Annotated in this window: 11 protein-coding genes and 3 tRNA genes; 10 read left to right on the top strand and 4 right to left on the bottom strand. The window is 56.5% G+C overall.

Annotation, left to right across the window (positions count from 1 at the left end):
* The first annotated feature begins 103 nt into the window (after positions 1-103).
* The gene (locus ACYCZJ_RS02220) at positions 104-1,057 is read left to right on the top strand and encodes a GGDEF domain-containing protein (RefSeq protein ID WP_461552693.1); all 954 of its coding nucleotides are present in this window, start codon (positions 104-106) and stop codon (positions 1,055-1,057) included.
* A 93-nt stretch (positions 1,058-1,150) separates the two neighbouring features.
* Here ACYCZJ_RS02220 and ACYCZJ_RS02215 read toward each other — a convergent pair whose 3' ends face one another.
* A complete protein-coding gene (locus ACYCZJ_RS02215; protein ID WP_461552589.1) occupies positions 1,151-1,690 on the bottom strand; it encodes an NUDIX hydrolase in 540 nt (179 codons plus the stop codon).
* Between the two features lie 131 nt (positions 1,691-1,821).
* Between ACYCZJ_RS02215 and ACYCZJ_RS02210 the strand changes: the two genes are divergently transcribed.
* The 4 genes from ACYCZJ_RS02210 (at position 1,822) to purT (ending at position 6,390) form a co-directional block, all read left to right on the top strand.
* Entirely contained in the window at positions 1,822-2,697 is an 876-nt protein-coding gene (locus ACYCZJ_RS02210; RefSeq protein WP_461552588.1) for a hypothetical protein, read from the top strand.
* A gap of 8 nt (positions 2,698-2,705) precedes the next feature.
* The gene (locus ACYCZJ_RS02205; protein WP_461552587.1) at positions 2,706-3,764 is read left to right on the top strand and encodes an AAA family ATPase; all 1,059 of its coding nucleotides are present in this window, start codon (positions 2,706-2,708) and stop codon (positions 3,762-3,764) included.
* A gap of 15 nt (positions 3,765-3,779) precedes the next feature.
* A complete protein-coding gene (locus tag ACYCZJ_RS02200) occupies positions 3,780-5,111 on the top strand; it encodes a vWA domain-containing protein (protein ID WP_461552586.1) in 1,332 nt (443 codons plus the stop codon).
* Positions 5,112-5,190: 79 nt separating this feature from the next.
* The gene (gene purT, locus ACYCZJ_RS02195) at positions 5,191-6,390 is read left to right on the top strand and encodes a formate-dependent phosphoribosylglycinamide formyltransferase (protein ID WP_461552585.1); all 1,200 of its coding nucleotides are present in this window, start codon (positions 5,191-5,193) and stop codon (positions 6,388-6,390) included.
* Between the two features lie 85 nt (positions 6,391-6,475).
* Here purT and ACYCZJ_RS02190 read toward each other — a convergent pair whose 3' ends face one another.
* A complete protein-coding gene (locus ACYCZJ_RS02190) occupies positions 6,476-7,915 on the bottom strand; it encodes a DEAD/DEAH box helicase (RefSeq protein ID WP_461552584.1) in 1,440 nt (479 codons plus the stop codon).
* Between the two features lie 297 nt (positions 7,916-8,212).
* Here ACYCZJ_RS02190 and typA point away from each other — a divergent pair, with 297 nt between their 5' ends.
* Both typA and def read left to right on the top strand, forming a co-directional pair.
* A complete protein-coding gene (gene typA, locus ACYCZJ_RS02185) occupies positions 8,213-10,024 on the top strand; it encodes a translational GTPase TypA (protein WP_461552583.1) in 1,812 nt (603 codons plus the stop codon).
* Positions 10,025-10,146: 122 nt separating this feature from the next.
* Positions 10,147-10,680 carry a peptide deformylase gene (def, locus tag ACYCZJ_RS02180; RefSeq protein WP_461552582.1) on the top strand — a complete coding sequence of 178 codons (534 nt, stop codon included), beginning with the start codon at positions 10,147-10,149 and terminating at the stop codon, positions 10,678-10,680.
* A 3-nt stretch (positions 10,681-10,683) separates the two neighbouring features.
* Here the strand turns inward: def and ACYCZJ_RS02175 are convergent, their stop codons facing one another.
* The gene (locus ACYCZJ_RS02175; RefSeq protein ID WP_461552581.1) at positions 10,684-13,269 is read right to left on the bottom strand and encodes a [protein-PII] uridylyltransferase; all 2,586 of its coding nucleotides are present in this window, start codon (positions 13,267-13,269) and stop codon (positions 10,684-10,686) included.
* Positions 13,270-13,288: 19 nt separating this feature from the next.
* Complete coding sequence (map, locus tag ACYCZJ_RS02170) at positions 13,289-14,098, bottom strand: type I methionyl aminopeptidase (RefSeq protein ID WP_461552580.1); 810 nt, start codon at positions 14,096-14,098, stop codon at positions 13,289-13,291.
* A gap of 124 nt (positions 14,099-14,222) precedes the next feature.
* Here map and ACYCZJ_RS02165 point away from each other — a divergent pair.
* The 3 genes from ACYCZJ_RS02165 (at position 14,223) to ACYCZJ_RS02155 (ending at position 14,558) form a co-directional block, all read left to right on the top strand.
* Positions 14,223-14,298 (top strand) — tRNA-Gly (locus tag ACYCZJ_RS02165).
* A 94-nt stretch (positions 14,299-14,392) separates the two neighbouring features.
* A tRNA-Cys gene (locus ACYCZJ_RS02160) sits at positions 14,393-14,466 on the top strand.
* Between the two features lie 4 nt (positions 14,467-14,470).
* A tRNA-Leu gene (locus ACYCZJ_RS02155) sits at positions 14,471-14,558 on the top strand.
* The last annotated feature ends 83 nt before the right edge of the window (positions 14,559-14,641 follow it).

Raw genomic sequence — 14,641 nt, 5'->3', positions numbered from 1 at the left:
TGGGCAAGCAACCATACGTCTGGTGATGACAACCAGCATTTTTACATTAATGCTGCTTATCAATATGTACAATACCGCCATCAAGCTACCCGGGCTGGTAGTGATGATGGCGTTCTACATTTTTGCCATCGTACAATACCTTTGGATCACGCTGCAGCCCGCAAGGCCCGACAATACCAGAAAATTTATTGCTATCCTTGCCGACCAGTCATTCGTTTCCGGGATTGCCATTCTGGGCGGCGAATCCGCAGCACTTTTCCATTTTGTCTTTCTATGGATTTCTGTCGGAAATGGCATGCGATTTGGAAAAAAATACATGTATCTATCCAATCTGGCAGGCACAATAGGCTTTGCAAATGTACTGATATTTTCTCCTTATTGGCAGGGTATGTGGTCAGTTGGCATCGGCGTGATCATCGGGTTGAATTTAATCCCTCCTTACGTTGCAGGACTGATCAAAAAACTTGAGGATGCACATAATGAGCTTACCCATATCGTCTCGCATGATCCGTTGACAGGCTTGCTAAACAGGCGGGAACTTGGCATGCGTGTCACGGCAGCCATGGCGCGCACCGGTAGAAACCAGCAGTACATGGCGCTCATTTATCTGGATCTGGATGGTTTCAAGGAGGTCAATGACGAAGCCGGGCATGCCGCCGGTGACCGTTTGCTGCAGAGCATTGCCAAAAAAGTGGGTAATCGCCTTCGCAAAGGCGATACCTTTATCCGTCTGGGTGGCGATGAATTCATCGTTATTGCAGAATGTCTGACCACACCATCAGATGCATCCGTTCTTGCAGAGACGATCATTGCCGAAGTCTCGAATACGCAAGTATCTTCGGATGGCCACAAGAAAATAATTTCCACCGACCCGGCGAAAACTCACAATTCCCGGACCTATCGGGTTTCCGCGAGCGCCGGGATCGCCATATTTTCCGAAACGGATGACAAGAGCATCTCTGCGGATACGCTACTCGGTCAAGCTGATTCAGCCATGTACCTATCTAAGAAAAACGAGACCAGCAAAGTAACTTTTTTCGGGCAGGTACCGGGTTAGATTATTCGATCCAGAGGATAAGGTCCCGTCAAAACGCGCGCAGCCATTTATTTTTATCACGCAACCTGCGTAAACATGGCTTTCAATCCTGGCTTAGCGATTCCTGCGCTCTATATCCCCGATATGAAAACCAAATGCGCCATTGCGGCGGTCGGTAAAATACGCCCGCAAGGTTTGCTCGATAGTGCGAAACGCAATCTGATCCCAGGGTATCTCATCTTCGCTGAACAACCTGACTTCCAGACTTTCCGGACCCGATGCGAAATCCAGATCAAGCAAGCGGGCGCGGAACATCAAATACACCTGACTGATATAAGGCAGGTTGTAGAGCGTAAAAAGATGTTCGATTTCGACACGGGCACCCGCCTCCTCCATGGTCTCTCGCAGCGCCCCCTGCTGGGTAGTTTCGTTGTTTTCCATGAATCCGGCCGGCAAGGTCCATAGCCCGTATTGCGGCTCGATTGCCCGTTTGCATAGCAAGACTTTGTCTTCCCACTCAGGCAGGCAACCCACCACCATTTTCGGATTTTGGTAATGGATCGTGTTGCACTGGCGACACACATGGCGCAAACGGTTATCCCCGTCAGGGATGGTGTGGATCACCCCGCTACCGCATTCGCTACAGAAATTCATAATGGTTTTCCAGATAATATCCCGAGAACTTAACAAAAAATGCGCGTGACGGCTAGCTTGGTTTTATGCTGGAACCTGTTATCGTTATATCTGTCCCGGAAATATAACCCCTATAGCGCCACGCCACCTTCGTGAACGCAGACTACTACGCCATTCGCCAGCTTTCTCCCTACCGCGGCATGTTGTTTGTCGTCGACATCGACTGCGCACTGGCGCACAGTACCAATGGGCATCGTTGGCAGGTGCATTGCAAAAATCCGTTCCGCCGTTATTGGCCGTCCGGGGAATGGGTAGAAGGCGAAGGCGGTATACTCAATAACTGTCAGCACGCGGCTGCAATCATTGCGGCACTTGAAAACCATCCACCGTTGCCTTTTATTCCAGAAGATACACTCGAACTCTGGTTGCTGGACAAAGCCCGCAGCTTGCCATTGGCCCTGCTCAAAACCCAGCGATCTCATGCAGCGCCTGACAAAGTCGGCGACCCAACCTGGTATCCATTCGCATTGACTGACACCCTCTTCACTGCTCACTGCCTGGCAGAAACCGATGTCAGACGCGATCCGCGCGCCTGGCCGGTGAAGCATCGCGATGTACTGGCGCGCCAGATCAACGATGCCGCCCGTCCGCTGCCGGCTGCACAATGGTTTCGCCGTCACCCTGACGGGGGCGGCGAAGGTCTTGACGCCGGTTTGCGGCTGGACCCTTCATGGACCGGACGTCACCTGGCTGCCGGTGTGTTCCCGGAACTGCCGGTGCGGGAACGCTGGTCGCAACCAATCCAGCGCGAACTGGTGCGTGAATATCACCACTGGATCGCCAGCCTGCTGCTCACCCAGCCTGGGTTCTCGGTAGCAACCCGGCAGCGTCTTGAGGACGCCGCGCTACGCCACCCGGAACAGTTATTGGAGGTATATCGCGTATTACCTGAAATCACCAATCCGGCACGTATCCACGCCGCACTGATCGCTACCCGCTTAACCCAGGTTGCCCCTTCAACTATTTAGGACACGCCATGCGCCCTGCCCATATTCTCACCATTCTCGACCGTGAATTCGCGAGTGCCCGGCATCACACGCCGGTGATGCTGTGGGGGCCGCCCGGGGTGGGGAAATCCCAAATGGTGGCGCATATCGCCGCACTTCACAGCGTGCCGCTGATCGATATCCGGCTGTCGCAAATGGAGCCCACCGATCTGCGCGGCATCCCGTTTCGCAGCGGTGACCTGGTCGAGTGGTCCATCCCTGCCATGCTGCCGGATGCGGGTCGCCACGGCGCAGCGGGGATATTGTTTCTGGACGAAATCACCTCTGCACCGCCCAGTGTGTCGGCCGCCGCCTACCAGCTCATTCTCGACCGGCGCCTGGGCGACTACCGCGTGCCGGAAGGCTGGGCCATCTTCGCCGCCGGCAACCGCCAGGGCGACCGCGGCGTGACCTATGCGATGCCCGCGCCGCTGGCCAACCGCTTTACCCACTACGAGGTCGAGGCCCATCTCGACGACTGGGTGGCGTGGGCGCACACTGCTGGCATGGACGAGCGCCTGATCGGCTTTCTGCGCTTCCGCCCCGACCTGCTGTTCAGCTTCAACCCGGCGCACAATCCGGTCGCTTTTCCGAGCCCGCGCTCGTGGGAGTACGCCCATCGCGCGCTGCAAAAATTCCGCGACATTCCCGACCTGATGCTGGATGCGCTGCAAGCCTGCGTGGGGCAGGCCGCCGGGGTGGAGTTCAAAACCTTCATCGACAACATGATGCGCCTGCCCGACATCGAAGCTATCCTCGCCGGGCAAGCCGCTGACGTGCCGGAAGGCATCGACCTGCAATACGGCGTCGCGGCCGCGCTGGTGCGCCGCGCCGTGTTGGCGCGCGAAACCCTGGAAGCCAACCGCGTGTTCGGCAATATTCTCGACTATGCGCGACGCTTCCCGCAGCGCGAAATGGGCGTGATGCTGGTCACCGACATGCACCGTTCAATCGGCAAACCACTGTTTGCGGTGCCGGAATTCGAGGACTGGGCCAACACCATCACGGATTTGATGCTTTACGATCTGCAATGGTCGCCGATGCGCTAAAACTGAAAGCGGCCCTTGAATCTGCCCACACACACTGCCGATGAAATTGCTACCAAGCTTTCTGCCGCCCGCACCCGGCTGATTCTCGAACGTCCTTTCCTGGGCGCTTTGGTGATGCACCTGCCATTGCATGCGGTAGACGCCAAAACCTGCGACAGCGTCGCCACCGATGCACGCGCGCTCTATTATTACCCGGCTTATATTGAACGACTGTCGCTGGCGCAAACCCAATTTGTTCTCGCCCATGAGGCGCTGCACTGCGCCCTCGGCCATTTCGCGCGGCGTTCGCACCGCGTCATACAACGCTGGAATATCGCTTGCGATCACGCCGTCAATTTACTGTTATTGAGCGAAGGCTTGCGACCACCGCCCAATATCCTCGCCAACGACGAATACCGGGGGTTGTCCGCCGAGGAAATCTATCCGCTGATTCCTGAAGACAGCAGCGAACAGACCCTGGACAAGCACCTGTTCGACCAGACCGAAAACGATAGTGGCGAGCAAGATAACGACCAGACCCAACAGGAATCCGCAGACGGCGCAGATGAGAGCCAGGGTGAAGGCGACGACCAGCCAGAGGAAGGCAACAGCGAACCAAGGCAGGACATGCCTCGCTCTTCCCCCGGCGGAGACGGCAGCAATCCCGGGCAACCCCAACCGCGCACGAAACCCAGTCCGCACGGTGGCCCCGGCATGGGCGACATCACCCCTACTACCCAGCGTGAAGAACTGGCCCAGCAATGGCGCGGCCATCTGGCCTCTGCCGCACAACAGGCACGTATGGCCGGGCGTCTGGGCGAATCCTGGTTGCGTCTGGTCGATGAACACATTGCCCCACGGCTGCCCTGGCGCATGCTGCTGGCGCGTTACCTGATGAATTCGGCGCGCGAGGACTACAGCTTCCAGCGAGTGTCGCGACGCGAAGGCGCCGCATTGTTACCCAGCCTGTACAGCCGCCGTATCCAGCTCATTGCCGTACTCGATACCAGCGGCTCAATCGCCGACGCGGAAATGCACGAGTTCGCCGCCGAGATCGATGCATTGAAGAGCCAGGTCAACGCCCAGGTGACCCTGCATGCCTGCGACGAGCGCCTGGCTGAAACCGGCCCGTGGTGCTTTGAGCCGTGGGAGGCGGTTACCCTGCCGGACGGCTTCGCGGGCGGTGGCGGAACGGATTTTCGTCCGCTGTTTGAATGGGTTGCCGCTGAGCAGTTGCACCCCGACTTGCTGGTATATTTCACCGATGCCGAAGGCGAATTCCCCGAGTATGCACCCGACTACCCGGTGCTGTGGCTGGTCAAGGGCAAAGCGCCAGTCCCCTGGGGCGAACGGGTACAATTAAACTGACTGCTCCTCCAATTCAAGTACTCCACAGAATTTTCTGTTGTAATCGTATGGTCAATTTTTTTGTGAAAGCTCGCATTACATGAAACTCGGCACCCCCCTCTCCCCTTCCGCTACCCGCATCATGTTTCTTGGCAGCGGGGAACTCGGCAAGGAAGTCATCATCGCCCTGCAACGCCTCGGCGTGGAAACCATTGCCGTAGACCGTTATGCCAATGCACCCGGTCACCAGGTCGCACACCGGGCACATGTGATCGACATGACCGATCGCGCTGCCTTGCGCGCCTTGATTGAGCAGGAGCGGCCTCATCTGGTGGTACCGGAAATCGAAGCCATCGCGACCGATGCGCTGGTGGAAATTGAGCTCAGCGGGCTGTGCGAAGTCATTCCCACTGCACGCGCCGCACAGCTCACCCTGAACCGTGAAGGCATCCGCCATCTGGCTGCCGAGGAATTGGGTTTATCCACATCACCTTATTGCTTTGCCAACAGTATGGCTGAATTGCAGGCTGCGATTGATAACGGCATCGGCTATCCATGCGTCGTCAAGCCGGTGATGTCGTCTTCCGGCAAGGGTCAAAGCAGGCTGGACAGCCCGGCTGACGTGGCCAACGCGTGGGGCGTTGCCGCCAGCGGCGGACGCGTGGATCAGGGCCGGGTGATTGTCGAGGGCTTCATTGATTTCGACTACGAAATCACCCTGCTCACAGTCCGCGCGCTAGGCGCATCGGGTCAGATTGAAACCTGTTTCTGCGAGCCGATCGGCCACTTGCAGATCAAGGGCGACTATGTCGAATCCTGGCAACCGCAGGCGATGTCACCAGTGGCGCTGGCGACAGCACAGATGATCGCCAAAAAAGTCACCGACAACCTCGGCGGGCGCGGTGTTTTTGGTGTGGAACTTTTCGTCAAAGGTGATCAAGTATGGTTCTCGGAAGTGTCGCCGCGCCCGCACGACACCGGTATGGTGACGATGTGCAGCCAATATCAAAGCGAATTCGATCTGCATGCCCGCGCCATCCTCGGCCTGCCGGTGGACACCCACCTGCGCGAGGCAGGCGCTTCCGCAGTGATTTATGGCGGCATGGAGGCCAGCGGTATCGTGTTTGACGGCGTTGCCGAGGCACTCGCCGTACCGCGTTCCGATATTCGATTGTTCGGCAAACCCGAGGCGTTTGCGCGACGGCGCATGGGCGTGGCACTGGCCTGTGCAGATACCACCGATATTGCACGCGATCGCGCCAAATTGGCTGCCAGCAGGATCAAACCTGTGGCTGCATAGCAGCATTTAGTAACCAACAAAAAAGGCGCATTCAGCGCCTTTTTTGTTGGTTACCCGGACTGATCGTCCGGGAAATGACGGCCGATCAACTCCAGGAACGATTACCGTTACTGCGGTTGCCACCAGTGTTGCTCTGCCCATCACGTCTCGTGCCGGAAGCAGCAGGGCGCGACGTCGTTGGACGCGCGGCCCCATCACGGCGGCCACCGGCGTTGCCGCTATTATTGCCCCAACTATTCCCGTTGCTGTTGCCATTGCTCTTACCCGCGCCAGAATTGGCATTCGAGTTGTTGCCATAGCCTGAGCTACGCCGCTGTTCGCCTTGGCCGGAAGGACGGCCACGGCTCGCGCCAGGACGTCCGCCGGGAGCAGCACTACGCGGCTTCAGTTTGGGTTCAAGACCCACGATGACTTCAGCCGGAATCTGCTGGCCGGTAAAACGCTCAATGCGCTTCAGCTGCATGGAATCGCGCGGGCTGGCCAGCGATATGGCGATGCCCGAGGCACCCGCACGACCGGTACGCCCAATCCGGTGCACATAGTCTTCCGGATTTTTCGGCAGATCGTAGTTGATCACGTGTGTGATGCCCGGCACATCCAGACCACGCGCGGCGACATCGGTCGCCACCAACAGACGGATATTGCCCTGGCGCATCTGGGTGATGGTACGGTTGCGTGCGCTCTGATGCATATCGCCGTGCAGCGCAGCGACTTTGTGACCCTGCGCCTGCAGGTCGTCGGCCAGGCTATCGGCGTCGCGTTTGGTTGCGGTGAAAATAAGCGCCTGGTTGATGTCCACGTCGTTGATGAGGTGCGTCAGCACGCGATTCTTGTGGGAAAGGTCGTCCACATAGTGCATATGCTGGGTAATGTTCTCGTGGCGTGCCTGCTGGTGGGCGATTTCGATACGCTTCGGGGTTTTCAGCAATTGCTGGGCGAGACGCGCGATGTTGCCTTCAAAGGTGGCGGAGAACATCACCGTCTGACGGCTGGCTGGCGTGGCATTGGCAATGCGTTCCACGTCGTCGAAGAAGCCCATGTCCAGCATGCGGTCGGCCTCGTCCAGAATCAGCATTTCCAGACGCGAAAAATCAATGCGGCCGCGCTCGATATGATCGATCAGACGGCCAGGTGTGGCTACCAGCACTTCAAATGGCTGCGACAGCATTTTGTTCTGTATCGGGTAAGGCATGCCGCCCAGAATGCTGACCACTTTCACGCGGCGCAGATGCTTGCTGTATTTTTCGGCAGCCGCGGTGACTTGCAATGCAAGTTCGCGCGTCGGGGTCAATACGAGGATACGTGGACCGCGGCCGGCAACTGCGCTGGGCTGGGACAATTTCTCCAGCGCCGGCAACATGAATGCAGCGGTTTTGCCGGTACCAGTCTGCGCCGAGGCAAGCAGATCTTCGCCTGCCAGGATAAGCGGAATAGCCTGTTCCTGGATCGGGGTGGCTTGAGTATAGCCCGAATCAACAAGCGCTTTTATTAGGGATTCATTAAGACCGAGGTTTTCGAAGGACACGAAGTTTTCCTTTAATAAGCAAATAGCAAGCCAACGGGGACAGGCTTAAAAAAGCCATCCACTGCCGGCGCGGAACATCGTCGCTAACCGGGTGGCGCTGCGCTTTCAGGAAAAATCGTGCTGAAACGCGATGAGGTCAGGGATCGATGGCGTGTTATAAAACACGCGTCCAAACCTTGATTAGCACTGCATAAAAGCTGCAGCTCATGGTGGTTTGGAGAATTAGATTATACTGAAATTCTGAAAATACACAATCACATGTTATACTTTTTCGTTTGCCCAATACCGGAAACGACCATGTCCCGCGCGCTCAGAAATATCGCCATCATCGCCCACGTTGACCACGGCAAGACTACCCTCGTCGACAAACTGTTGCAACAATCCGGCACATTTGCTGCCCACCAGGCCGTCACCGAACGCGTCATGGACAGCAACGATCTGGAAAAGGAACGCGGTATTACCATTACCGCTAAAAACACTGCCCTTGATTATGAAGGCACCCATATCAATATCGTCGACACACCCGGACACGCCGATTTTGGTGGCGAGGTGGAACGCGTATTGTCCATGGTCGACGGTGTGCTGCTATTGGTCGACGCCGTAGACGGCCCGATGCCGCAAACACGTTTTGTGACACGCAAAGCGCTCGCACTGGGTCTCAAACCCATTGTGGTGGTCAATAAGGTCGACCGCCCCGGGGCACGTCCGGATTTTGTTGTTAACGCTACCTTTGACCTATTCGACAAGTTGGGCGCTACCGAGGAACAACTGGATTTTCCGGTAGTTTACGCATCGGCGCTGAATGGTTTTGCCATGCTCGACATGAGCGAAAAAACCGACAGCATGCGCGCGCTGTTTGAAACCGTACTCAAACATGTCCCGTCACCGGCAGGCGATCCGGATGCGCCGTTGCAGTTGCAGATATCGGCACTGGACTACTCCAGCTTCGTCGGCCGGATCGGCGTCGGCCGCATCAGCAATGGCCGCATCAAACCCGGTCAAAACGTAGTGGTAATGGCTGGCCCGGACAGCACGCCGAAAGCCGGCCGAATCAATCAGGTGCTCGGTTTTCAGGGGCTGAACCGCATCCCGGTGGACGAAGCCCAGGCAGGCGATATTGTGCTGATCAACGGCATCGAGGACATCGGTATTGGTGTGACCATCTGCGACCGGGAGAATCCGCAAGCGCTGCCCATGCTGAAAGTGGATGAGCCCACGTTGACCATGACTTTCCAGGTCAACAGCTCACCCCTGGCCGGCACCGAAGGAAAGTTCGTCACCAGCCGCCAGATCCGTGACCGCCTGAACAAAGAACTGCTTACCAACGTCGCGCTGAAAGTAGAAGATACTGCCGACGCCGACACATTTCTGGTTTCGGGTCGCGGCGAACTGCACCTGACCATTCTGCTGGAAAACATGCGCCGGGAAGGCTTTGAAATTGCCGTATCCAAACCCCGTGTCGTATACAGGGAAATCAACGGCGAAAAATGCGAGCCTTATGAAGCGTTAACAGTTGATGTGGAAGAAGTCAATCAGGGCAGCATCATGGAAGAACTCGGCCGCCGTCGTGGCGATCTACAAGACATGCAATCCGACGGGCGGGGCCGCGTGCGTCTGGAATACCGTATTCCGGCGCGTGGTCTGATTGGCTTCCAGTCTGAATTCATGACCCTGACGCGCGGCACCGGCATCATGGCGCACGTATTCGATGATTACGGTCCAATGAAGGCCGACATGCCAGGACGTCGTAATGGCGTGCTGATTTCGCAGGATCAGGGTGAAGCAGTAGCCTATGCACTGTGGAAACTGGAGGATCGTGGCCGCATGTTCGTGGCGCCTGGTGACAAGTTGTATGAGGGGATCATCATCGGCGTGCATAGCCGCGACAATGACCTGGTCGTCAACCCCATCAAGGGCAAGCAGCTTACCAACGTGCGCGCCTCCGGTACCGACGAAGCCGTACGGCTGACACCGGCAATCAAGATGACACTGGAATCTGCCGTGGAATTCATTGAGGACGACGAGCTGGTGGAAATCACGCCACAGTCAATCCGCATCCGTAAACGCTTTCTCACCGAAAACGAACGCAAGCGCAACCGCTCGGCGTAAACACATCTGACACAATAAAAACCCCGGCTCATTTTGCCGGGGTTTTTCATTGCGTCACGTTTGCGCTGGATTAAAATACAGGCATTCAGTTACCGTTCAAGTAATGATCTTCATTTCACAAAATGACTATTCAAACCACGCTTAAAATGGGCGATGCGCGTCTGCTGCAGGCAGCCGCTCCGGTCACTGCATTCGACACGCCCGAATTGCACGCGCTAATTGCAGATTTGCGCGACACCATGGTTGCACTCAACGGCGCAGGACTGGCTGCACCCCAGATCGGCATCGGCTTGCAAGTCGTCATTTTCGGTGTGCATAGCTCACCACGCTACCCGGACGCCGAGCCAGTGCCCGAAACGGTGCTGGTCAATCCAACGCTGACTGCCATTGGCACCGAACAGGATGAAGCGTGGGAGGGCTGTCTTTCAGTGCCGGGAATGCGCGGCCTGGTACCCCGCTACACGCACCTGCATTATCGCGGGTTCGACCAGTTCGGCACCGTTATCGAGCGCGCCGTGTCTGGCTTCCATGCGCGCGTGGTACAGCACGAGGTTGACCACCTGCTGGGCATACTGTATCCGATGCGAATCCGCGATTTGCGTCATTTTGGCTTTACCGAAGTGTTATTTCCGGAACAATCCGGCGCCGCTGAATAGGCCTCAGGTTTTCAATACCGCAAGCAAATCGGTTTCCAGTAGCATGAGTGATTTTTGCTTGGCCAACACGCCACCTTTGATCATGAAAGTGTCTTCCGCACGCTCACCCAGCGTAGTGATTTTTGCTGCATTGATATGCACCTGGTGCTGATGCAGTATTTGGGCGATGGCGGAGAGCAGCCCGGGGCGATCACCTGCGACAATGCTCAACATATGGAACACGCCCTTTTCATCAGGGCGCAAGGTGATTTCCGGGGCGATGGGAAAATGCTTGAGGTGGCGGCTGATACGCCCGAGGCCCGCCGGCCGGAATACATTTTTTGTATCCAGCAATTTAGCCAGTTCGTGCTCGATATAACTCAGAAAATCCCGGTATGGCACTTTGCGCTGTGCTTCGTCCATCACCAAAAAACTATCCAGCGCATAGCCATTGCGGTTGGTATGAATTTTTGCATCCAGAATGGTGTAGTTAAGCCGTTCGAAAAACCCGCAAATACGCACGAACAATTCTTCCCAGTCCGGCGTATAAATCATTACCTGCACACCTTCGCCAATCGGGCTCAGGCGAGCCCGCACAATTGCCTTGGGACTGCCAACATGATTCCAGAGCAGGCGCGTATGCCAGGCTATTTCCTGTGCTTCATGGCGCAAAAAATAGCTGTCATCCAGACTGCCCCACAAGGCATCCTGAACACCGCTTTCCAAACCATACAAACGCAAGATACGCTGCGCCTCAGCCTTGACTGACGAGATACCCCCGGGCTGCGCAGCATTACTTCCCAGGACACGCTGCGTAGCGTAGAAAATATCTTCCAGCAGCTTGCCTTTCCAGGCATTCCACACTTTTGGACTGGTGCCGCGGATGTCGCATACAGTGAGCAGATACAGCGCGATCAAATAGCGCTCATTGGGTATCGGGCCGGCAAATCCGGCAATCACGGCAGCGTCCGATAAGTCCTGTTTCTGCGCAGTGGCGGACATGGACAAGTGCTGTGATACCAGCCAGGCAACCAGTTCGGTGTCGTTGGACGTCAAGCCATGCTGGCGGCAGAAACGTCGTGCGTCCACAGAACCCAGTTTTGAATGATCGCCGCCGCGTCCTTTGGCGATGTCATGAAACAATGCCGCCAGATAGAGCACTTCCGGGCGCTCGAAACCGCTGATCAAGCGGCTGGCCAGCGGGTATTCGTGCGCCAGTTCAGGCACATTGAGGCGGCGCATATTGCGCAATACCTTGAGGATGTGTGCATCAACAGTGTAGATATGAAACAGGTCATGTTGCATCTGCCCCACCACCCGGCCGAAGGCCGGGATATAGCGCCCCAGGATTCCGTAACGGTTCATGCTACGCATAGCCCAGGTCAGTCCGCGCGGCTCGCGCAGAATCGCCATGAAGCGGGCGCGATTGGCAGGGTCACGCCGAAATGCCGGATTGATGCGATCACGTGCCCGCCACAGGGCACGCAATGTATCTGCCGTCATGCCTTGTAATTCGGGATGGCGTTGCAACAGATGGAAACACTCCAGTATGGCGCCGGGCTCGTGTTCGAACAGCCCTTCGTCTACCGCCTCCAGCATATTGCCGCGCACCTGAAAACGCGCATTCAGTACAGTAAGCGGCAATTCTGTCAAAACGGGAAACACGCGCGCACGCAGACCGGGAATCAGAATGTCGCGCATCTGCGCGACGATCGTGACGCTGCGATAATAGCGCTGCATGAGCAATTCGCTGGCGCGTCGCGTGGCCGTTGCCGAAATCCCGTATTGCACTGCCAGAGCATATTGATGATCGAATATCAGGCGATCTTCGCGCCGCCCGGCAAGATAATGCAAACGAAACCGTAGTCCGAACAAAAAGCGTTCCAACGCCTGTATCTGGCGCAATTCACCCGCGTTCAGCAAGCCCGCTTCAGCCAGATCGCTCCAGCGTCGCCCGATACCGGCAGCCTGCGCCAGCCACAACAGATTATGCAAGTCGCGCAATCCGCCCGGGCTTTCCTTGAGATTGGGTTCCAGGCTATAGGCACTGTCATTAAAGCGTGCATGGCGCTGATCCTGTTCCAGCATCTTGGCTTCAAAAAACACTTGCGGATCAAGCCCGGCGCGGAACGTCTGTTCAAAATGGCGGTACAGGGCACGTTCACCACATAGATAACGCGACTCCAGCATGGAGGTCTGCACCGTGACGTCTCGACGCGCCTCTTCCAGGCATTCCGTGACGGTGCGCACGCTATGCCCTACTTCCAGGCCGATATCCCAGAATAAACCCACGAGCTGCTCTATCGCCGCTTGCGTACTGGCATCGGGGTCAGCCTCGAGCAAAATCAGCACATCCACATCCGAATACGGGAACAGATCACCGCGTCCGTAGCCGCCGACCGCCACTAACGCAGCCGGGGAAGGCAGCCGCACTGATGCCCATAACGATTGCAGCACCTCATCCACCAGGCGCCGGTAACGCATCAACAAGGGGCGTGTGGCCACTTTACCGTCAAAGGCATGCCTGATGGCATCCCGCCCCTGGCTTAGCGTTTCACGCCAGCCGCGCGGATCAAGGCTCTCCGCAACCAGAGGTGAACCTGCTTTCATCAATTTTAAAGTAAGTTAATCAGGCGGCTTGTGACAGAAAAGCCGGAACCGGCGGTGTACCGGCAGAAACGGTGAGCACTTCGTAACCGCTTTCAGTGACCAGCACGGTATGTTCCCATTGTGCAGACAGACTATGATCCTTGGTGACAATGGTCCAGCCGTCGTTCATCTGTCGAATGTCGCGTCGACCTGCATTGATCATCGGCTCGATGGTAAACGTCATGCCCGCTGCCAGTTTCAAACCGGTACCGGAACGTCCGTAATGCAGCACCTGCGGTTCTTCGTGAAAAACGCGACCGATACCATGTCCGCAAAACTCGCGCACCACGCTGCAACCCTGCGATTCTGCGAATTTCTGGATAGCATAGCCAATATCGCCCAGATGAATACCCGGACGAACCATGGCAATTCCATGCCACATGGCCTGATAGGTAATTTCGCATAAACGGCGCGCCTGGATGGAAGGCTCCCCCACATAGAACATGCGGCTGGTATCGCCATGCCAACCGTCCTTGATGACAGTGACATCAATATTCACAATATCACCATTCTTAAGCAGCTTGTCGCCAGGCACGCCGTGGCAGACTTGATGGTTGACCGATGTACAGATCGAGCGTGGGTAAGGCTGGTGACCGGGCGGTGCATAATTGAGCGGCGCCGGGATGGTGCCCTGCACATTCACCATATAGTCGTGGCACAATCGATCCAGCTCGCCGGTCGTCACGCCGGGTTTGACAAAAGGCGTGATGTAATCCAGAACTTCGGAACCCAGACGCCCTGCAATCTGCATTTTTTTGACGTCGTCGGGGGATTTGATGCTAACGGACATATGCGCTTGATAGAACAAAAAAAAACAGTATTTAGCATAGTGGATTGCCTATGCCCGGTCAATCCGGACGTGCAATAGCGCTTGACAAAAACCCCTCCACCATTACAATGCGCATCTCGTTGACGCGGGAATAGCTCAGTTGGTAGAGCGATACCTTGCCAAGGTATAGGTCGCGAGTTCGAGTCTCGTTTCCCGCTCCAGAACACCGGGGAAAGCTTCCAGCTTTCCCCTTTTAATTTTGGTTGGATATATAGTTTCCAACTGATTTCAGCGCTGGTTACATCAAGCACCCCTGGCGGGGTGGCAGAGTGGTTATGCAGCGGCCTGCAAAGCCGTGGACGCCGGTTCGATTCCGACCCCCGCCTCCATTCCGCCCGGATGGTGGAACAGGTAGACACAAGGGACTTAAAATCCCTCGCCGCTAAACGGCGTGCCGGTTCGATTCCGGCTCCGGGCACCAGCAAATTCAAGCGCTTACTGAAAACAGATTGACAACGCCCGAAGCGTCAAACAAAATCCGTGCACAAAATTTGCACACGGAGA

The organism is Sulfuriferula sp. (assembly GCF_054605375.1).
This window is presented reverse-complemented; position numbering and strand designations above follow the sequence as displayed.

Bases quoted from the DNA above. Each gene is read 5' to 3' on its own strand.
- ACYCZJ_RS02220 (WP_461552693.1), top strand. From the start codon at position 104: ATGATGGCGTTCTACATTTTTGCCATCGTACAATACCTTTGGATCACG.
- def (WP_461552582.1), top strand. From the start codon at position 10,147: ATGACTATTCAAACCACGCTTAAAATGGGCGATGCGCGTCTGCTGCAG.
- typA (WP_461552583.1), top strand. From the start codon at position 8,213: ATGTCCCGCGCGCTCAGAAATATCGCCATCATCGCCCACGTTGACCAC.
- purT (WP_461552585.1), top strand. From the start codon at position 5,191: ATGAAACTCGGCACCCCCCTCTCCCCTTCCGCTACCCGCATCATGTTT.
- ACYCZJ_RS02175 (WP_461552581.1), bottom strand. From the start codon at position 13,269: ATGAAAGCAGGTTCACCTCTGGTTGCGGAGAGCCTTGATCCGCGCGGC.
- ACYCZJ_RS02205 (WP_461552587.1), top strand. From the start codon at position 2,706: ATGCGCCCTGCCCATATTCTCACCATTCTCGACCGTGAATTCGCGAGT.
- map (WP_461552580.1), bottom strand. From the start codon at position 14,098: ATGTCCGTTAGCATCAAATCCCCCGACGACGTCAAAAAAATGCAGATT.
- ACYCZJ_RS02215 (WP_461552589.1), bottom strand. From the start codon at position 1,690: ATGAATTTCTGTAGCGAATGCGGTAGCGGGGTGATCCACACCATCCCT.